18 protein-coding genes and 2 tRNA genes are annotated in these 21263 nt (G+C 45.3%); 2 read left to right on the forward strand and 18 right to left on the reverse strand.

All coding sequences use genetic code 11. The features are described 5' to 3' along the window. Window positions 1–6 precede the first annotated feature (6 nt). From GYK50_RS09070 to GYK50_RS09100, 7 genes are all read right to left on the reverse strand, one after another. The gene (locus GYK50_RS09070; protein WP_071003793.1) at window positions 7–1332 is read right to left on the reverse strand and encodes an ABC transporter ATP-binding protein; all 1326 of its coding nucleotides are present in this window, start codon (window positions 1330–1332) and stop codon (window positions 7–9) included. Window positions 1333–1446: 114 nt separating this feature from the next. Beyond that, window positions 1447–3123: an ABC transporter permease gene (locus GYK50_RS09075; protein WP_212563738.1), complete on the reverse strand. Its 1677-nt coding sequence runs from the start codon at window positions 3121–3123 to the stop codon at window positions 1447–1449. A gap of 175 nt (window positions 3124–3298) precedes the next feature. After that, a complete protein-coding gene (locus tag GYK50_RS09080) occupies window positions 3299–4432 on the reverse strand; it encodes an extracellular solute-binding protein (protein ID WP_093071313.1) in 1134 nt (377 codons plus the stop codon). Window positions 4433–4988: 556 nt separating this feature from the next. After that, on the reverse strand, window positions 4989–5711 hold the full coding sequence (locus tag GYK50_RS09085; RefSeq protein WP_212563739.1) for a 16S rRNA (uracil(1498)-N(3))-methyltransferase: 723 nt from the start codon (window positions 5709–5711) through the stop codon (window positions 4989–4991). Beyond that, entirely contained in the window at window positions 5708–7270 is a 1563-nt protein-coding gene (locus GYK50_RS09090; protein WP_212563740.1) for a 3-deoxy-D-manno-octulosonic acid transferase, read from the reverse strand. Before GYK50_RS09090 ends, GYK50_RS09085 begins: the two co-directional genes overlap by 4 nt. Window positions 7271–7389: 119 nt before the next feature. After that, window positions 7390–8889, reverse strand: a complete 1500-nt coding sequence (locus tag GYK50_RS09095) for a tetratricopeptide repeat protein (protein ID WP_212563741.1) — start codon at window positions 8887–8889, stop codon at window positions 7390–7392. A 109-nt stretch (window positions 8890–8998) separates the two neighbouring features. Further along, entirely contained in the window at window positions 8999–10639 is a 1641-nt protein-coding gene (locus GYK50_RS09100; protein WP_286708426.1) for a cardiolipin synthase, read from the reverse strand. A gap of 419 nt (window positions 10640–11058) precedes the next feature. On the opposite strand from GYK50_RS09100, the gene GYK50_RS09105 reads away from it, so the two are divergent. Together GYK50_RS09105 and GYK50_RS09110 are read left to right on the forward strand one after the other, a co-directional pair. Next, a tRNA-Val gene (locus GYK50_RS09105) sits at window positions 11059–11134 on the forward strand. A 50-nt stretch (window positions 11135–11184) separates the two neighbouring features. Beyond that, window positions 11185–11261: transfer RNA gene (locus tag GYK50_RS09110), tRNA-Asp, on the forward strand. A 289-nt stretch (window positions 11262–11550) separates the two neighbouring features. On the opposite strand, the gene modB is transcribed toward GYK50_RS09110, so the two are convergent. The 11 genes from modB to GYK50_RS09165 form a co-directional block, all read right to left on the reverse strand. After that, complete coding sequence (gene modB, locus GYK50_RS09115; RefSeq protein WP_071003402.1) at window positions 11551–12252, reverse strand: molybdate ABC transporter permease subunit; 702 nt, start codon at window positions 12250–12252, stop codon at window positions 11551–11553. Window positions 12253–12298: 46 nt separating this feature from the next. Further along, complete coding sequence (gene modA / locus GYK50_RS09120; protein WP_212563742.1) at window positions 12299–13150, reverse strand: molybdate ABC transporter substrate-binding protein; 852 nt, start codon at window positions 13148–13150, stop codon at window positions 12299–12301. Next, on the reverse strand, window positions 13143–13634 hold the full coding sequence (locus tag GYK50_RS09125; RefSeq protein ID WP_071003399.1) for a molybdenum cofactor biosynthesis protein MoaE: 492 nt from the start codon (window positions 13632–13634) through the stop codon (window positions 13143–13145). The genes modA and GYK50_RS09125 overlap by 8 nt, the downstream gene beginning before the upstream one ends. A gap of 53 nt (window positions 13635–13687) precedes the next feature. Continuing rightward, a complete protein-coding gene (locus GYK50_RS09130; protein ID WP_212563743.1) occupies window positions 13688–13969 on the reverse strand; it encodes a MoaD/ThiS family protein in 282 nt (93 codons plus the stop codon). A 77-nt stretch (window positions 13970–14046) separates the two neighbouring features. Beyond that, window positions 14047–14553: a cyclic pyranopterin monophosphate synthase MoaC gene (gene moaC, locus GYK50_RS09135; RefSeq protein ID WP_212563744.1), complete on the reverse strand. Its 507-nt coding sequence runs from the start codon at window positions 14551–14553 to the stop codon at window positions 14047–14049. Between the two features lie 42 nt (window positions 14554–14595). After that, a complete protein-coding gene (gene mobA / locus GYK50_RS09140) occupies window positions 14596–15267 on the reverse strand; it encodes a molybdenum cofactor guanylyltransferase (RefSeq protein WP_286708443.1) in 672 nt (223 codons plus the stop codon). A gap of 115 nt (window positions 15268–15382) precedes the next feature. Further along, the gene (gene moaB, locus GYK50_RS09145) at window positions 15383–15913 is read right to left on the reverse strand and encodes a molybdenum cofactor biosynthesis protein B (RefSeq protein WP_212563746.1); all 531 of its coding nucleotides are present in this window, start codon (window positions 15911–15913) and stop codon (window positions 15383–15385) included. 111 nt (window positions 15914–16024) lie between these two features. Further along, complete coding sequence (gene moaA, locus GYK50_RS09150; RefSeq protein WP_071003389.1) at window positions 16025–17125, reverse strand: GTP 3',8-cyclase MoaA; 1101 nt, start codon at window positions 17123–17125, stop codon at window positions 16025–16027. A 122-nt stretch (window positions 17126–17247) separates the two neighbouring features. Further along, on the reverse strand, window positions 17248–18543 hold the full coding sequence (locus GYK50_RS09155; RefSeq protein WP_212563747.1) for a molybdopterin molybdotransferase MoeA: 1296 nt from the start codon (window positions 18541–18543) through the stop codon (window positions 17248–17250). A gap of 438 nt (window positions 18544–18981) precedes the next feature. Then, entirely contained in the window at window positions 18982–20280 is a 1299-nt protein-coding gene (locus GYK50_RS09160) for a lytic murein transglycosylase (protein ID WP_212563748.1), read from the reverse strand. A 68-nt stretch (window positions 20281–20348) separates the two neighbouring features. Continuing rightward, window positions 20349–21128, reverse strand: a complete 780-nt coding sequence (locus GYK50_RS09165; RefSeq protein ID WP_212563749.1) for a peptidoglycan DD-metalloendopeptidase family protein — start codon at window positions 21126–21128, stop codon at window positions 20349–20351. Between the last annotated feature and the right edge of the window lie 135 nt (window positions 21129–21263).

The raw sequence follows: 21263 nt of genomic DNA on the forward strand, positions 1-21263 counted from the left end.
AGGCTGCTAAACGTCTTCATCAACTCTCGATGATCTGTCATATTCTGACCAAGTGGTGGCATTGACCTCTTTTTCGTCAAACACGACCACATGCTCCAATAACGGCAAGATACCAATATGTGAACCAATTTCATGATTATGATGGCTAGCAACCAGTGATAATATGGACTGTCCGTCATCTAACTGTAGACGGTACAAATAGTTGGCACCGCGGAACACTCGCCCAATCACCAAGGCTGTCTGCGTACTATCATCATCATGAATGATGTCATCAGGGCGCACGAGTACCTTGATTGGGGTACCATTTGGATAATCATATTCGCAGTACTGTGGTTGTCCTGATTGATCATAGACTTCCATGCGGCGATAGATATTGCCAAGCGCCGTCTCTACACGACCTTCTTTGATGATACCGTCTATCATCGCGCCTTCGCCGACGAACTCAGCGACAAAAGGACTGACAGGCTCATGATACAGCTCGCTTGGTGTTGCCCACTGTACCAATCTGCCCTTATCCATTACCCCGACTTTATCTGCTAACGCAAACGCTTCGTTTTGGTCATGAGTGACCAAGATTGCCGTAGTATTGGTACGTTTGAGAATGTCACGGACATTCATTGCCAAGGATTCACGTAATACCACGTCCAGATTAGAAAATGGCTCATCAAGTAGTAGTAATTTAGGCTTCGGTGCAAGCGCCCTTGCAAGTGCCACACGCTGCTGCTGACCACCGGACAGCTCATTTGGACGTTTATCCGCATGCTCCGTCAGTTCGACCAGGCTTAGCATCTCAGCCACACGAGCTTTTTTGTCAGCCGCTGACCATTTATTGAGGCCAAAGGCAATGTTTTTTGCCACGCTCAAATGACCAAAAAGCGCATAATCTTGAAACACCATCCCCATGCCGCGCTTGGCTGGTGCCACGGCAAAAGAGTCCCGAGCTGTTTTTTCCGTTAGACGTTGATTGTTTAAATGGATAGTACCGCCGCGGCTTTGCTCCAGTCCTGCAATCGCTCGCAATGCCGTGGTCTTGCCGCAGCCACTATAGCCCAAGAAGCAACCAATCTCTCCTTGCTCAAGCATCAACGACATGCCATTAACTACAATAGTATCGTCATAGCCGACAATTAGGTTTTGTACACTAAAATATGGATTGGTCGCGATAGTGCTCTCAGTATCTTGGCGCGCAGTATCGGCTTGTTCTACAGGCTTGCTACATTGAGACTGGGTTGTCCGAGTTTGCACGACTGGTGATTTTTTGACAGGAGTACTACGTGCTCCAGTCTTTACTGACTGAGCGTCTGACGAGTCGTTCATTGAATCAGTGTACATAGACAATCCCAGTTCGCTATTAGTAAATACAATGTTGGATAAAGCAGTAAAAATGATAATATAAGTTGGATCAAGCACCATTAAACATGACACATTTATAAGCAGCAATGGCGGTTAGCTGTGTTTGTCACTTTGACGCAATAGTATCCAAACAGGAAGCAATCCGACCAGTACAATCAATAAACTTGGTAATGCTGCCCGCCCCCACATGCCTTCGCTTGTCATCTCAAACACGCGCACCGCCAGTGTATCCCAGCCCTGCCTGCGTGTCATCAATGTGATCGGCATCTCTTTCATCACTTCGACAAATCCCATTAACAATGCCGTTAGTACCCCAGGGCTAAGCACAGGTAGCATCACATGACGCCAACGCTGGTACGCACTGTCACTAAGCAGTTTCGCTGCGGCCTCTTGATTGACGGTCAATCGTTGTAACTGCCGATCCACTGGCTGAAAACTCACCGTCATAAAACGCGTCGACAATGCCAATAGCATAACGATCACACTGCCTGAGAGCACCTGCTGCGAGGTGATACCAAAAGCAATCATTTGATTGTCTAGCCACGCAATAGGAATAAAAATACCCACTGCCAATACTGTACCTGGCACGACGTAGCCTAAATTAGCGAGCGTGGTCATCAGTTTAGTCGATTTATCAGGATATTGCCGCTTGATCCACGCAATAATCACTGCCAAAAAGGCAATAAAAACTGTGGTCATACTAGCAATCATGAGGCTGTTAGTCACAAAATCAATATAGCGCGCATCAAAATCTTGGCGAAAATTCAGTGCAGTCCAATAAATCAGCTGCAAGAACGGTATTAGAAAAGCCAGCAAAAATACAAACGTACATAGCAAGCTCATCCCTATTTTGGCAGGAGTACTGGCGTCGAAACGCTGGTTGCTGCCTTGCGTAATCGAGTTGCCGCGCTTGGCCTGCCAATACTGCTCAAACAGTACTACGATAAAGATCACACCGATGAGCAAGGCTGCTAACTGAGCCGCTGTGGTCAAACTAAAAAAGCCAAACCACGCCTTATAAATAGCGGTGGTAAACGTATCGACATTGAATACCGAAACCGCGCCAAAATCTGCCAATGTCTCCATACTTGCCAGCAATAAGCCACCGATAATCCAAGGCAGTGCTTGCGGTAATGCCAACCGAAAAAACACGCGGCTACGGCTCAAACCTAGCATCTGCCCTGCTTCAATAGCCCGTCGACCTTGTGACAAAAACGCCTGACGCGCCAGCAAATACACATAGGGATAAAATGCCAACGATAAAATTAAGCCAGCGCCCCATACATTGCGTATTGAGGGAATCGCTGTCGTGATACCAAAATCGCGCAGTCCTGTCTGTAACGGCCCACTAAAATCCACAATACCAATGGTGACAAACGCCAATACGTAAGCCGGTATGGCAAGCGGCAACATGAGCGCCCACGAAAAAAACCGCTGACCAGGGAAGCGGTACATGCTGGTTACCCAAGCGAGAACGGTACCGATAGTGCCCGATATAACCGTCACCATAAACAGTAAAATCGCCGTATTTTTGAGCACTTGCGGCAGGACATACTCTGCCATATGCGTCCAAATGTCTGCGACTGGTTGCGTCCACGACAACAACACGATCAAAATCGGCACCAGCATAAACAACGAAATCAGCCCTAAGACTGATTTCGAGATAATACGTTTACGAAGGGCATAGTCTTGACTGACCGTCTGATTGTCATCAGCTCTGCTACTGATTGGATCTTGCTCGCTAACAGACGCATCTGGCGTTGTGATCATAGTATCATTACCGTGTCATACTCATTCATCGAGGCTTTTTAAGCATAGACCAAACTCAAAACCGTCATTACTTTAACAACTAACTCTTAATGACTTATTTTTAAAGGCTGTTCTTTAAAAACTGTCCTTTAAAAAAGATGATTTTGAGCTTGGTATCACGATGACTGGCAGTCTTTTATTTATAACCCGCTTTGTCCATCATTTGAATGGCTTGAGTTTGTAGCTCACCAAATTTCTGTACGTTGATATCGTCTTTTTTGAACTCGCCCCAAGATCTGAGCATTTCTGACTCATCCACCCCTTCTTTGACTGGGAATTCTTTGTCTGAGCTAGCGTAAAGGCCTTGCGCCTCATCAGATGACAACCATTCAATCAGTTTAAGCGTACCGTCTGGATTATCTGACCCTGTAACCACGCCCGCGCCTGAAACGTTTACATGTGTGCCAGTGGTGCCTTGGTTTGCCCAGAATATTTTCACAGGGAAGTTTGGTTTTTCGTCTAATAGGCGGCCATAGTAATAACTGTTGGCGATACCGACTTCACACTGACCAGCAGCAATCGCCTCTAGCATGGCGGTATCATCACTGAACACGTCAGTGGCAAGATTATCAACCCAACCACGGATGACAGCTTCTGTTTTTTCTTCACCCAAATGCTCTATCATGCTGGCCACAAGTGACTGGTTGTATACCTTTTTAGAAGTACGCAAGCATAGTTTGCCTTTCCACTTTGGATCCGCCAAATCTGCATAAGTCGATAATTGATCGGCGCTAACTTTGCTTGGGTCATAAAAAATCGTACGCGCGCGCAGTGATAGACCTGTCCACTGACCTTTTGGATCGCGATACTTTGCAGGGACATTGGCCTCTAGCACGGAAGACGCTACTGGCTGTAGCAACCCTTGCTGAGCCGCTTGCCATAAGTTACCCGCGTCCACCGTCAGTAGCATGTCAGCTGGAGTGTTTTGACCTTCCGCTTGCAAGCGCGCCATCAGTGGGCCAGTTTTGTCTGTGACAAGTTCAATCTTGACACCAGTCTGTTCAGTATAGCGGTCTAGCAATGGCTTAATCAGCTGCTCATTACGTGAAGAATAAATAGTAATTGTTTGACCATCTGCACTGGTCGCACCGTCATCATTAGCTGCTTGCTGTTCAGTTTCAGTACCAGCTGCTGTTGTCTCTGTCTCCGCGCTGTCTTCGGTTGTAGAAGAATTGCTACAGCCAACCATTCCCAACATCAGGCCAAATATGGCAGCAGACAATACAGGCTTGGTGGTGACTAGATTAGTGCGGATGGTGTTCAGTGGCATGGTTTTCCCCATAGTAATGCGATAAAAAAGAGACGACAGATAGTGAGATAAAATGGTCAAAGCCCCTATTTGTTGGGATTCGTTGGACCATAATCATGGAAACAACATACTAATAGAAATGAGATTAACTATCAATACATTTATCTAACCCAAGATGCTGAAATTATTTGGCTTATTAGGGCGTGTTGAACATTCGACCATGGCACTGACAGCGACTATTTTTTAGGCGATTCGATGTTAAAAATAATAAGTTTAGTCACTCTAAGCGCTTATTTTTAACGATGAAGCGGCAAAAAAGAGTCCTGTCCCCTGCTTTTATCGTTGGGGCTGATGCTAAAATTGCCCCATACTGCGTTACAAATCTCGCTAAGGCATCTGCATTATCGTCGCTTTGTGCCTTGTCTGGAACAATTTTAGCGATCAGCAGTGCCTATTTGCAAATGTTCAACACGCCCTAGTCATTTTCTAAAGCTAAGTTGTACCCAAAACGGCTCTTGTGTTTTTGTACTCCTGCACTCTTGGGAATGGCAAATATATTAACGAATACCACACCAATTTAGAGCAGCCATTGCCCTAACATAACATTGACCGCCGCTTCTGTACGCAATATACGCGGCCCTATATGTACTGACGTGCACCCGTGTGCGGCGAGTAGCGCTATCTCATAATCGATCCAACCGCCTTCAGCACCGATGCAGACCAAACTGGGCAATTCTAATGTTGTATCTAATTGTCGAAATTCAGAAAATGACTGCTCAGCATAAGGGTGTGCAACGATGGCTTGATTACTCACCAAACTGGTAAGCGTATCCTCGACAAATGGCTTAAAACGTTTTTGTAGCGTAATACGAGGTGCAATCGTATCAACCCCTTGTTGCAACCCTTCTAATACAAACTCATCAAGACGCTCAAGCAGCGGACTTTGCCAATAGCTTTTTTGCGTGCGATAGCTGTTAACAAGCACAATATCGCATACGCCAAGCGCCGTCATATCCATGATCAAACGCCGTAATACTTTGGGCCGTGGCAATGCCAAAACCACGGTCAGATCCAGTTTGGCTGGCGGGGTAATACCGAGCTGAACATCGTATAACTGAATACTATCAGCAGCAATGTCCTCAATGACAGCCGTACCAAGATTGCCACCTAGCTGCCCAATTTTGAGCGTGTCACCGACTTTTGCGCCCAGTATGTTATTGACATGGTCGACTTGCACCGCATCATTGATCTTTACCGTGTTTGCAGAGAAGTTTTCAACGGGCAGTAATATACAATTCATAATATCTCTTGCCCTAAATTTTGAGGAAAATATTGCTCAATAACGTCCTCAATCATGGCCAGTTGACGAGTCAATACCGCTTGCTGTTGTACGGTTATTGTCTCACCCGCCTGTCCTGCCTGCGTCGCTAATGGCAAATCATTTAACCAAGCCTCTAGCTGCTGACAAATAAGTGCGATGTCATCAGTGCTATCAGTACCATACTGATGATTTACTGTACTTTTAGCGCACTCATTTGAGCCATCTATCGTCATTGGACGATAAAACTGATTGTTTGGTTGATATAAAGCGCCCACCTCGGCCAGCTTATCGACCACGCTTTGGCACGATTGGGTGTAACGACCCATGATAATAGGCGTTGCCACGCTCGCAGGTTCAACGGGATTGTGTCCGCCTATGTCTACTAGCGACCCTCCAACCAATGCGACATTTGCCAGTGTATACCAAGTCATCATCTCACCCATGCTGTCCGCCAGATAGACTTGCGTGTCTGCATTGATGGCCTCATCAAAACTGCGCCGTGCCATTGTTAGACCAGTCTTTTCGATCAATGCTGCAACTTCATCAAAACGCTCAGGATGCCTAGGCACGATGATCAGTAACGTATTGGCTAGTGCTGTCTGCGACAAGATCTGCTGATGTAGCGATAGCGCCGTCTCTTCTTCACCATTATGAGTGCTTGCTGCCACCCAAACTGGTCGGCCTGCTATCGCAAACGCTTTTGCCAGCTGCGCACCTGAGTCTTTTGCATCAACAGCTAAATTATCGGAATCGATAGCTTCCACATCAAATTTAGGCGTATTGATGACCCACTTTAGCGACCCTGCTACGCGGATCTGTGCGCTATCCGCCCCTAATTGACGAAAGCGTTTGGCAGAATCGCTGTCTTGCGCAATGATGAGCGCAAGGTTTTTCATCATGCTGGTACTCACCGCACCGATTTTTTGATAACTTTTAAAAGAAGACGCCGAGAGACGACCATTGACTAAGATACTTGGTATCTGATGCTCAGCAAGCTTGGTCAAGATATTCGCCCATAGTTCAGTTTCGACAAACAGCGCGGCGATAGGCTGTACGTGCGTCAAAAATGTCTCAATCACGGCAGGAGTATCAACAGGGACATAACTGTGGCTCATGCGGTTTTGAGCGATTGCATCTGCAAACCGACTGGCACCGCGAGCAAAACCTGTCTGCGTGGTGTTGGTCAACCATATCTGATAGCCACTAGCCAGTAATGCGTCTAATAAAGGTGCAACCGTATTGGTCTCACCCAACGATACCGCATGACACCAAATCACACCTTTATTACTGTGACCAGTAATCGCTGGACGCGGTGGATATTGCTTGCCAAAACGCTGCGCCACTTCTTGCTGATAATTGTCACGTTTGTGAGAGCGCCGCCATACTTGCAGGCGATATAGCGGTTTTAACACACCGATCAGAAATTGATAATAAAATGGCGTCTGATACACCGCACGATCAGTCAATAAATTATGACCTGACAACCTAGTGTCAGTCGAATGGGAAGAGGTGTCAGATGGAGTATGAGATGATGGCATGGAGTAGCCCAGATTAGTAATGAATCAAACAGCAGAAAGGTAAATATAAAAACGCGCCAATTCTACCTGAAATCAGCGCGTAACCATAAACTTTTAAAAGTTTACTGAGTCAATAGCGCCTAGACGATAATCAGTATCAGTACCGCAACCACGATCACTGCACCAAACAGTAACTGATAGCGCTTGATACTGTGCTGCTCTTGTTTTTGCGTCGTGATCAGCGCTTGCGCTTGCTCCCATTGAGACACAAGGTTTGCCGCCTCTATATGACCATTATCTGCCGCTTGCTCTAGCCAGTATTTACCACTATCAATATCTTGCGGCATGCCTACCCCTTGATAGTACAGCTTGCTAAGTAAACGCTGGGCACGGCTGTCGTTTTTGCTAGCGGCTTGCTTCACCCATTCCACGCCAGATTTTTTAGCTTCCTCATCATCTGCCGTGAGTCCTTCGCCAAGCAGCTCATACATCGCTAAGCGTAGCATGGCAGCCGTATTACCCGCTTCTGCAGCCGCCTGTAATGCTAGCAATGCTTTATTTTTTGCTGCTCTATGATTGTCTGAAAACACAACTTGGCCACGCGGTTTGTCCTGCTTGGCAATGTGCTGCTCAAACTGATCGAGGACTTTGCAAGCTTGCTGATATTCAGTCACGCCTGCTGTTTGCGGCACCTCAATCTCGTCTAACTCTATGAGCAGCTGCGTAAACATTTCTGGTGTCGGTGGGGTTTTTACAGGCGCCATAGGCTTGGTGGCTGGCGACTCTGTCTTCGTCAGCTCAGGTTTTGCTTGAAGCTCTGGTTGGCGCGGCGCGGTACTCACTAATGGTTTAGATACAGTAGTTGCAGCAGAAGGGCGCTCGATATTGGCTGATACTATATTAACATCAGCCAATTCATTATTTACCGGTACGTCCTCTGATGCCTCATAATGACTAGCAGGTTGACTTGTACTGATAGTCGTACTCGAATCTATCGTTGAGTGTATGCTTTGGGTCGTATTATGCGTTGCTGACTCAGTCTTTAAATAACTAAGTGTATCTGTATTACTCGCTTGATCCGATAAATCTGGCAATCTTGCGCTGACTGCTTGGTATAGTCCACTCTCCGCCTGTCCCCCTTGTACCGCTTCAAATGGCCGATCAATATTGCCAAATAGACGCAGCCCTATTGGCTCTAAAGGAAAAAATAAAGGCAGCGCATCAGTAGCCGCATTATTATCACCATAGCCAACGGCCATATGCTGATAAAAGTCATCGGTAATCAATGACAGCTCAGGATAGCGTTTGCGTAGCTCAAACTGCCCATACCAATGGGGCTTATTTTGCCACTGCTGTGCCAATACGCGACCTGCATAAAACGCCAAAAACACCATAAAGTTGCGATAGTGCTCATCGACCAGTAACGTCGCCTCCTCCCATATACCGCCTTTCATCATGTCACGGCGCACCTGAGACAATAGTGTATCAATACGCTGTAAACTCTCAAGCGACTCATCTAGCGCACAATTATGTAGCTCTGTCTCATATGCGATACCACCTGCGATAGGACGCCTAGCTAAAAAATCTTGCCAGTAGCCTTCTGCAATATAGTCAAGTGGTGTTAAGGGCGAGGCAGACATAGACAGGCGTGTCCTTTTTTAGATAAGTTGATTATAGAGACAATGATAATGATTAAAAATATGAGCATAAAAAACACGGACAGGTTACCTTAACCTAAAATTGAGCGTGCTACAATAAAGGACTAAACAAGCGTACAACATTATCAAATAAGCGTTTTGATCCATGGCGCTGCTGCCACTCTTCATTGCCCAAAATACGGCAACTTTGTAAATATATTTCTTGACAGTCAGCCACTTGAGCGACCATCTCTGGCGTATAAATCGCCAAGCTGACTTCCATATTTAAATAAAAACTGCGCATATCAATATTGACCGTACCAAACAGACAATAGTCGTCATCGATAACCACGGTTTTTGCATGTAGCAACCCCCCTCGAAATAGCGCAATGGTCACGCCAGCATCGAGTAGCTCTTGATAATAAGCTTGTGAAGCATGCTGCACCAAAAACGAATCGACTTTTTCAGGAACAATAATCGTCACCTCAACGCCGCGCTTTGCCGCTATCGTCAGTGCACCTGATAGCGACTCATCGGGTACAAAGTATGGGGTGGTAATACGAATACGCTTATTGGCACGGTGAATCACAGTCACTAACGTATTGTAAATCACATGCGCTGTCAGCTGCGGTGCTGACGGTATGAGCTGTGCCATCACCTTGTCTACGACAGGCATCTTTGGTATCACAATTGAAGTGCTACCGATATCTGGCTGCTCGTGATAATCAATGTGATCGTTCAATACTTTTACTCGACTATTCAGATCGTTGATGGTCGGATCCATCACATAGAGCTTTCGCGTATAGTTATTGACTCGCTGATTGAGCGCATCTAGGTTTTCGTTGTTTTCGGCGCCGATATCAGTAACAATAACTTTGGCCATGGCGGTATTGATACTAATAGAGTGCTGGCTGGTGGTTCTAATCGCCACATCAATCCACTGTCCGACATTTTTATTTTGCTTAAAAAACCTCGGATCAACCAAATTAAAGCTACCGATATAGCCAATATATTCGTCAATGACCACCATCTTACGGTGATTACGTAAATCAGAGCGCTTAAATAGTGTCTTTAATAGACCTACTGGCAGCGACTGATGGACAAACACACCGGCTTTTTCTAATTTACGATGGGCACTACTATTAATAAAACTAAAGCTACCTACACTATCTGCCAATACGTGACACTCAACGCCGCGCTGAGCGGCTACCGACAACGCCTCTATCACATCGAGTACTTTTCCTCTGGGATATACAATATAAAACTCCATAAAGACAATGCGCTGCGCTGCATGGATATCCTCAATCAAACGCTGAAAGATCGATGCAGGATCTGTTAACAACTGCATTTGATGATCGGGAAATACTCCTAGCCCTGTCCAGCGCGTTCCTATTTGGCTCACACCGCGGTATTTGATGGGTAGCAGATCTTGTCCTTTATCAAACACCAGATGCTCGCGCCGTGCCATGTCATTCATCATGATGCTTGCTTGATCCACGCGCTCACGGTAGCGTCGTCCAATCATCGGCTCGCCTAGTAGTATGTATGCAATCAGACCGAACACGGGCACGGTATAAAGCACTGCAATCCAAGCAATGGATACACCAATATTACGCTGCACTGATACAACGCGTAACGTCATAACAATCATCAGTATAATATGAAATATCAGACCTAGACCTGCGTACTCTCCCCACGTCCAGTTGGTAAAGATCTGCCCAATCGTAAAAATATCTATGCTGGCCTCCCTCAATCATGCTCAAAAAACAAAGTATCCGTAGTATAGTAGCTTTTCGCTGTCAAACAACTGCTAACAATCATAACTTGCCTCTAAAAAATACAAGTAAGTATCTACCATATACTACTGTTTTTAATACCATTAAAAATTTATTTCCGATTATTTCATAAAATAGTCAAAATAACGTTTGACAGCCAAGTGTAAATCTATATAATACACACCCACAGCAAGGGGACTTACTTAGATAAGCCCAGCTGATAAATCAACATTGAGTGTGACAGCTAATGTTAATGAAGCAATACAGAAATTCCATTTAAAGAATTTCTCTTGTAGTAGAAGTTATACCTTATATTGGGTACTGAGCTCCTAGGATTTACGAAAATGTAAATTCTCTTGCGCTCGGACGAAGCAGTGCTTTGTTTTCTCCTCGCTCAGGGTGATTAGCTCAGTTGGTAGAGCGTCTGCCTTACACGCAGAATGTCGGCGGTTCGAATCCGTCATCACCCACCACTTACTAGCAAGTGGGCCTTTTATAAAGGCAAGAAGCTAAGACGACCTAAGCAGCGGTAGTTCAGTTGGTTAGAATACCGGCCTGTCACGCCGGGGGTCGCGGGTTCGAGTCCCGTCCGCTGCGCCATATTTAAAACGAATTTAAACGGTTAAGTTTAAGCAAGTTTCGCCTCAAGTATTAGTTTACTTGAGGTTTTTTTGTGTCTGTGTTTTTTGTCTATAGTCAATCAATATTAAAAGTGGTACAAGGCAGACGAGTGCAAGTACTACAGTGGTAGGCTAAACGAGTCTAACGCTGTAACACTTTAATAGTGGTTCGACTATATGTTCCTTCTAATATAACTACCTCTCGATAAGCATCTATTTTGTATTCGCAATAGTTATAATCATCTAACGGGCGTGCAGGTATTTTAGTATTATGGACGCTGACTCATGCGACTCACACTAGCAATCAACGCCACCATCACTACGCCCATGATAATCAAAATACCAGACATCATATGCGCTGCCTCATAGTTGAGCGCTTCAACTTGCTCATATATCGCAATCGACACTACCTTGGTCTCACCTGAGATACTCCCCCCTATCATTAACACCACACCAAACTCACCAATGGTATGAGCAAAACTTATCAAACTACCCAAAATAATACCCACGCGCGCTTGCGGTAAGGCTACCTTGACGAAGCGGCGCAGGCGACTGGGTTCTAACAGATGCGCGACTTCTGTGACACTTTGCGGAATACGCAAAAACTGTGCATACACTGGCTGTATATAAAAAGGCAGTGAGTAAATAATAGACCCAACCACTAGACCTTCAAAGGTAAAAATAAGCGGACTAATATTGTGCTCAATCAGCCATTGACCGATACCCATACTTGGACTTAGCAGTAATAATAAATAAAAGCCAATAACCGTAGGCGGGAGCACCAGAGGCATGGCAATGATGCCCATGAGCAGAATTTTGAAACGCCCAACTGCCTTCTTTTGACTTGGCTTGGCAAGCCAATAAGCCATAGGAGTTGCAAACAACAGTAAGCACAAGGTCGTGATAGAAGCGAGCTTAATACTTACCCAAAATGGACTGAGCATATCTGACATAAGAGACTGGTCGATCATATAATGTCACGGCTCGTTTTATAGGTAGCGTGTCTAGGCTAACGGATTACTGAATGGGCAGGTAGCCTGCTTGCGCGAAGTGCTGTTGTCCTGCATCCGAGCGCAAGTAATCAGTAAACGCCGCTGCTAGGACTGTATTATTGATAACGATACCATCTTGTAAGATGGCTGGATAGGATGCTTTTGGCACAGTAATAAACTGCTCAGGTTTGGCTTTTATCGCAACGAGTTGAGACTGCGCCACAAACCCATAATCCACGCTACCTGTATGGGCGTACTGAAATACTTGACCAATATTTTCTGCCTGTATCAGATTCTTCTGAGCGCTTAATTTGTCATATAGCTTTTGTGATTGTAGATAGGATTTTGCAGATGCACCATAAGGAGCAAGTTCAGGATTGGCAATAGAAATCTTGCTATCATCTGTGAAACTAGCACTTGTAAACGCGTCAAGAAGCGATGCTGGCGTAAAATCATTCAAAGGTTTTGTGACACTATAGAGCGCCAACTGACCTCTGGTATAGGTAAACGGTTGTACAGATTTATCACGCTTGTCATCAGACAGCTTTGCCGGAAACTCTTGATTGGCGGACAAGAATATATCATAAGGGGCTCCTGCCTTGATTTGAGCATATAGCTTGCCAGAAGACGCGTAAGTGACTTCGATATCTAAGTCACTTTTGTCAGAGGTACTATCAGAAACCCTATGATCCACCTGATAACTGTCAATAATGCTGGGTAAGACATCAGATAAGTTGGCTGCCGCAGCGATCCGTAAGGTTTGGTGCTCAGTTGTGGCAGTCGCCGATTCTACATTCGTACTTTTATCTGCTGTACAAGCATTTAATGCCAGTAGCAAACACGCAGAGGTACTAATCGCAGCTAGTGACCTACCCATTGTTGCTGAGCCATTTAGATGAAGCATCTTCGTAATACTCTTGCTTCCACACAGGAATGTCGGCTTTGATGGTATCTAATATCCAGCGACACGCATCAAATGCTGGATAACGATGCGCTGACACTACCCCCACCCACACTGCCACATCACCAATCTCTAGCGCTCCGATGCGGTGTATCGCTATGGCATGAGTGATCTCAAAACGCTTTTTGGCTTCTTCTATAATGGCGCGGCCTTGGTTGATTGCTAAGTCTTCATAACCGTAATAAGTAAGTCGATCAACGCTCGTGGCATTGTTATGATTGCGCACTCGCCCTTCAAAGCAAACAAACGCACCGCAGCTGTCATTGTCCAATGTACTTTTGAGCTTATTTTCGTCAATTGCAATATCGAGTAACGCAAAACCGTCGCGCTCAGCAATAAGATACGCTTCATCGGTACTACGTTTGATGGTCATTGAATGGTTATGGATGTTATCTGTCATTTTTTTCTCTATTTACACTAATTGTGGCGCTATAGCCGCTTATAAATATATACCTAACCACCAGCGACTGGCGTGATAAATACTACGCTATCGCCGTCATTGATTTGATCTGTCCATTTAGCAAAATAATCGTTCACTGCCACCCGTAGCTCTGCTTGCGGACGGCTAAAACGATGCTTTTGGCTAAGCTGTTCATATAGTTCAGTCAATGAGGTGTCTTGGGGTAGTTTGACAGTCTCTTGCTGACAGTTGGCCTCATCTGCCAAACTGGCGAAATACATGACATTGATATCCATCGTTGATTCGATATCGGTTGTCACATCGATAGTACCCATAAATCTCTCCCTTCTTTGCAAGCGTCCTTGCTTGATATCCAATATATCTTTAGTCATTGATTAGGTTTTTTATCACACTAAGCATGAGTATAGTCTGACTTGCCACCTGTTTTTTTAATCAGGTGAATATCATTTATAACGATGTCATGTGATAGTGCTTTAGTCATATCATAGATGGTCAAGCAGGCAACGCTCACGGCGGTTAGCGCTTCCATCTCAACCCCCGTTTTGTGCGTGACTTTGACTATAGCACTGACGGTGATACTGCTCAGCGCATCATTATACACAAAGGTGAGGCCGATCTTATCTAGCGGCAGCGGATGACAAAGCGGTATCATATCATGCGTGCGTTTGGCAGCCATAATACCGGCAATATGTGCCGTTTGCGTAATGCTGCCTTTTTTGGTCATCCCATCAGCCGCTTTGATCTGCGCATAAATCTCGCTCGGAAAACGAACTTGCCCAGTCGCGTTCGCTTCTCGCGTCGTTGCGGTCTTGCCACTGACATCAACCATCGTGATGTCACCATTACCATCTAAGTGTGATAAAGCAGATTGATGATTTGTCTGAACGCTGTTACTCATTGATATCGCCTTCTCTTAGTAATCTCTTTATCAGTATTTTTATTATGTTGGTAGCGCGGCACACGCCTGTTCAAACTCTTGAGGCATATTAAAATTGGTCAAATGCTGCCAGTCCTGAGTAAATGGCAAGGTTTTTACCATCGGCTGAATAAAGGGCATGACTCGGCGCTGACCACTATCAATATAAGCTTTCAAATCGGGTTCAATAGCTAAATGATACAGCCCTAGTAACGGATATAAATGACTGTCATCTTTTAAGCAAATGACGCGCCTATTAGCCGCTGTATTAATTGCTTGTTGCAATTTCTGCCATAGATCAGTGGCAGGTATTAAGCTGTCACAACTCATCACCAGTAGCCACGATGCGCGCTGATTGTTAGTTGTAAACAGATTATTCGAGCCAGTCAATGTTTGCAATGCTGACTCGATAGCAACCAACGCACCGCCTGTACGAATCTGCTCATCATTATCCGCGTCAAAATCAGAAACGTAGTCAGCAATAGGCATAACGGGCGAACTGGGTTTGTTCAAAGTAGCATCTGAATCAACATAAAAGCCTCGCCCATTATCCGCAATCAAAATAGGAACTTGCAACTCGCTGGCATGACGAACATGATAATTTAGCAGCTGCTCACCTGTCGGCAGAGTGAGCGTCGCCTTTGGTGTTCCCATACGTTTGGATGCTCCGCCAGCTAAAATAACTATACCTGCCAAGTTGTCCAGCCTATTCGAGCAACCCATCATTATGCCATTGCCTGTCATTTTTGGTTAAATAGCCGTTATGGCTTAATCATTTATCATCAATCATTTATCATCAATTGTTTATAAATCAGTCATGACTGGGGTTTTGTGCCAAAAAATGCGGCACAAAGTTACATGGACGAGTACGGCTATCAAACTGCTCTTTTAGGATATTTTCCCACCCTGTGCGGCACGCGCCAGATGAACCTGGTAGACAAAAGATACCGGTACCATTGGCCATACCAGCCACTGCCCGCGACTGCACCGTAGACATACCAATCTCGTCTTTTGAGATCAAACGGAACATCTCACCAAAACCATCAATCGACTTATCAAATAGTACGCTGACAGCTTCTGGCATGCTATCTCTAATAAAGAACCCTGTACCACCTGTTGTAATGACCGCGTGCACGTCTGGACTGGCAATCCAGCCACTAATGACCGCTCTAATCTGATAAATATCATCAGTGATCAGCTGACGGTCTGCCAAATGATGTCCAGCCTCGGTCAAGCTATCGGCTAGATATTGACCTGACGTGTCTTCTGCCAGCGTACGGCTATCAGAAACAGTCAATACCGCAATATTAAGAGGGGTAAATGGTGCAGCAGGCTTACTCATAAAAGATCCTTTATAGATATAATTTTATAAATGTATTAAAAAAAGCTTATGTCGGAAAAGCGATAGCAAAAACAGCATCAGTTATCATCAGAATTAGAGACTCAGAATGCCTTAACCACCGATTATCGAGAGATTGTGCATGATACCACTGTTCGAGTCATGCAGATGATGATGCTCAGGCTTAATCGGCATAAAGCTATGTAAAGTGTTTACCAGTCCTTGGATATCGTTTTGTTGTAAGTATGGACGAATATCGTAATTACCTTGGTCAAATAAGCACAGATGCACCTTGCCCTGACTACTGACTCGCAAGCGGTTACAAGTATCACAAAAGTGCGCCGCATAAGGGGCAATCATACCAACACGGCCGACATAATCAGGGTGACTGTACTCGACCGCTGGACCATCGGCACTGCCACGCTCGTGTGGCTGCCAACCATGGTCTAACAAATAATCCGTGATGATATCAGACTGAGCATGTTGGGCAAAAAACAAGTCGCTATTGTCACTGGTCTGCATAAACTCAATAAAACGATACGTTACTTGCCTGTCTTTGACGTAGTCGATCGCGGCGATCAGGTTTTCAAAGGCAGTCTCTGCCATCAAGACGCTATTTATTTTAAGTTTGATATCCGTCGTTTCTAGCAAGGTATCCATATCTGCCAGTATCTGCGGTAAAGTATCAAAACCTGTCATTTTGTGAAAAGTGGCCGCATCAAAACTGTCCATACTGATATTGAGCTGATCAAGTCCAGCCGCTTGCCAGCTGGCTAAGTGTTTACCCAACTTATAAGCATTGCTGGTCATCGCTACTGTTTCAATACCGTCCGTTTGCTTGATCGTTTCGATAATCTCGACAACATCACGGCGAATAGATGGCTCACCGCCTGTAATTCTCACTTTTTTGGTACCTACTTGGGCAAAGCCGTGCACCAATGTCGCAATTTCAGAAACGCTCAACTCATCGTCAGGACGTTTGCCCTGATAACCATTTGGCAAGCAGTACTCACAGCGAAAATTACAAAAATCCGTAATAGATAGACGCAGATATGTCAGACGCCGTGCAAACCCATCCGTTAAGGGCTGATGGATTTGGGTTGCCTGATCAATCGGCATCACTAAATTAGACGGTATATAGCTGTCAGACAGCACAGGTGCTGACGCAGGAGAATACAGTTTTGGGCTGTCTATTTTGATATTGTTGTCATTCATATATTACTGCCATCAGTATTGCTTGCCATAAGCGTTACTTTATTATTCGTGTTTAGCATCCCATTGCTAGATTGCTTTTTAATTTAGTTCCATCATTTTATAGCAGATTGGCAAACGGTGAATTAGCGATGCAACCAAGGAAACGGCTGTACGGTAACCTCACCACCAGATACTACGTTGCCACTGTCTTTGTCTAATACAATAAAGCAATTGGCGCGGCTCAGCTGTTTTATTCTGTGTGATTGTTGACTTGAAAAGCATTCAACTTGGTAATGACCCGCCTCATCTTGTGACAATACGCCGCGCTGAAAGTCTTTGCGGCCAGGGAACTTTTTGATGTCATTTGTGAGTTTAGCGTTGATCGTTAGCGCCATCGGCTGCTCGGACACACTCGCACCTGACATCTGCCATAATGCGGGTATCACAAACTGTAGCGCGCCCACAACTGTGGAGAGCGGATTACCCGGTAGACCAAAATACAACACAGGCTTATCGAGGTCTTTATTTAATTCACCAAATACGAAAGGCTTACCAGGTTTCATCGCCACTTTATAGTGGTTGATTTGCCCAAGCGTTTCGATCACCGTCGTCAGAAAATCATAATCGCCGACTGAGACGCCTGCTGTCGATATGAGCACATCACAGTCTTGCATGGCTTCGTTGACCGCAGCTGTCGTCTTATCCAAATCATCAGGAATGATGCCATAGTCACGAATGATTATAGGTAAATCCGACAGTAAGCTTTTGAGCGTTGGGGTGTTTGAATTATATATTTGGGCTAGATGTTCCAGCGCATCGCCAATAGCGACGAGCTCATCGCCTGTCGCGAGCACACCGACGACGAGTGGTTGAAACACGCTCACTTCGCTGATACCTAAATTTGCCAGTAAACTGATATCGGCGGGATTAATTCGTTTTCCTATCTTTAGCACAGCTTCGCCAGACTCAACCTCTTCGCCTTGCGCACGGATATTATCATTGGTTTCGGCCGTTTGCGTGAGAGTGATGCTGTACGGCTGAGTCTTATCAATGGTCGCTTTGATATCAGCAAAATTGGTATTCTCTTGCATAATGATTGTATCACAACAGTCAGGGATGACCGCGCCAGTAAAAATACGCACACCCTGCCCTGCTTTTGTCTCACCAGCATAGGCACTGCCTGCTTGAGACTCACCAATGATTTCAATCGTCTTGCCTTCTGACAGCTCACTTCCTTTTGCAATGGCATAACCATCCATAGCAGATAGATTCTGTCTTGGCACATCAAAAGGTGATGCAATATCTTGCGCGAGTATGTGGTTACGGCTGTCTAATAGATCACAGATATTGACGGCTCTTTTGTGCAGCGGAAAATCCACATCATTATAATCATTGATACGCAGCTTTATTGCCGCTTGTAATTCTTCCATGGTAATCATAAAGGTATGCTCTTTTGATCGTTCTAATTATTTATTCTTGAGTAGCTATTATTCACAGTTGCTATTAAAAAAAGTTGCTATTGAAAACTGATATTAATCATCAATGGTTAAAGTCAGCCATCAAAAACTGCTTATGAAACCATACTCTCTAGAGTCTATCATTCACAGTATCGATTTTGTTGTATTAACCTTGTCCTGATAAGTTTTGAAGATTGCGAGATCAAGCCAACTCAAATATTTGATGATTATCACAATATTTATCCATTCAATAAATTTCAGCAAAATCAGACATAGCCTGAGGCAAAAAAAGCACCTTGGCAAGGTGCTTTTTGTAGAGCAAGGTAACATGCTTAATTGATGATTAATGATGATTTATAATAGCTAAAAGCGATTATGAATCGTGACCTTCATACGGTGTATAAATACCGTCAGCTTACCTCACCAGCCAGCCAATGAAGAGGCGCTATTTTGAGTGATGAATCCATCTGGCGTTTGCCCATTATCTGCTTGCCAGCGCTGAAACGCCATGCGCGTATTGGTACCTACAATGCCATCAGCCCCTTTGGTATCGTAACCCATGCTCGTCAGACGGCGCTGTAAGTTGATCACTTGCGTGGTTGATAACGGACGCTCATAGCGGGGCCATGATTTTCGCAGACCACTTTGTCCATCAATCGTTTTGCCCAATAGGCTCACCCCTAGCGCATAACTCGACGAGTTATTGTAAACCTTGATAACATCAAAGTTTGGGCTTAGCAGCAATACGGGACCATCTTTACCCGCTGGCAACCATAGCTCCATCTCGGTATTGGCATCTAAATAGACGTCATCTATCGTATCGACACCCATCGCCGCCCATCTGGCTGCAGGTTGCTTACTCCCCATCAGTGAATAATCAAACGAAGCAGGTACAGTCGCCTCATAAAAAGGTGCTAGACCGCGCACCCAGCCTGAGTTGCTCAGATAGTTGGCAGTAGAAGCGAGTGCATCACCTGTGGCCCAAGGGTTACGGTGACCGTTGCCATCACCATCAACGCCTTGCTTGAGCCAAGTCTCAGGAATAAACTGCGTTTGTCCCATGCCGCCTGCCCAAGAACCATCTAATTGCGACCATGATACGTCGCCACGCTGGAGTAGCGTCGCTAGGGATAATAGCTGAGCTTCTGCAAATTCTTGACGACGCCCATCGTAGGCCAGACTGGCAAGCGAACTTGGCAAATCGCTGCTACCCGTGACCGCGCCATATGATGACTCCATACCCCATATCGCTGCGACAATCTCTGCATCAACACCATACTGCGATTCTAATTGAGACAAAAACGCACGCTGCTCTGCAAACTTGCGCTTACCTACGCTCACACGCCCACTAGAGACAGCAGAGTCCACATACTCCCATGGCATCTTAGAAAACTCAGGCTGTCCTGAGTCTAATGAGATAACTTGCTGATTCAGATAAGCGGAATCGAGTAATCGGCGAATGACTCCCGCATCATAGCCTGAAGATATTGCACGCATAGAAAAGTCTGACTTCCAATCAGAAAAGCTGCTATAGCTTGGCTTTAGGACGGGCTGCGGCTTAATAACTGGTGCTGGTGTTGGCTTGACCTGTACGGTTTGGGTTTGAGTAATCTCAACGCCACCTTGACGCACAGGCTTTTTTTGCATGGCTTGCTGACTTGTACACCCGACCATCACTAATGCCGGCATAAGAGTGAAGTATTGTTTTTTTAATCTCATAAAAAGTCTCAAACATAAATAAATAAAATGGACCAAAGCCGCCCAGCCATCAGCGACATGGCTCAATACTAACGCCCAAGTACCGTACGTGGATCAATCGGATTGCCATTTAAGCGAACTTGGAACTCCAGCCCCACTTGATTGGTCTGACCACTGCTACCCATCGTCGCGATACGCTGGCCACGCTGTACCGTATCCCCTTCTTTTACCAGCAATTGGCTATTGTGTGCGTAGGCCGTGATGTAATCATCACTATGGCGGATCATAATCAAGTTGCCATATTCTGGTAGACCGTTGCCTGAGTAAAGCACCGTTCCTGATTGGCTAGCAAGCACTGGATCACCGACATTACCAGCAAACCACATACCCATGTTGCCTGTGGCTGGATCAATGTTACGCGTGACTGGATTGCGAGTAGGATAATCATAACCAGAGGTCGAATTGGCAGTTGCCTCGTATGCTGGCGTTCGAGACTGGGTTACAGGTGGGGTATAAGTTGGTTGCGGCTGTGCAGGTCTACTATAGTTATTACTTCTAGCCGTGTTACCTTGCCATAGCTTGAGCCATTGCCCACTATAAATCGTATATTTACTGTCCAGATTATTTAGTGCGCCAATCTGACGATAGTTAAGACGATAGCGCGCCGCAATTTGGCTGACCGTATCGCCACGTTGTACGCGATGGTAGTTAGGGACGCCTTGTGCGTTGGTAATAATCTTAGGACCTACTTGGTTTGGTGATTGATAAGTAGGCTTGGTTGCACAGCCGACTACAGACAAGGTAGCAACTGCCATAGTGCCAATCAACGCCGCCTTAGCAAGGTGCGATCCGGTCATGATTCTTTTCATACAAGGTTCCTGTTCTTTGTGTTGCTTATCTATTGTTTTATCATCCAAAAGCGCTTGATATCACTCAAAAGCCTCCAGATATTGTTACTACAATTAGCGATCTAGCAGATGATTTATATCACTCGTACAGCAAGC

The sequence above is a fragment of the Psychrobacter pacificensis genome, from assembly GCF_018336615.1.
Lineage (GTDB): Bacteria > Pseudomonadota > Gammaproteobacteria > Pseudomonadales > Moraxellaceae > Psychrobacter > Psychrobacter pacificensis.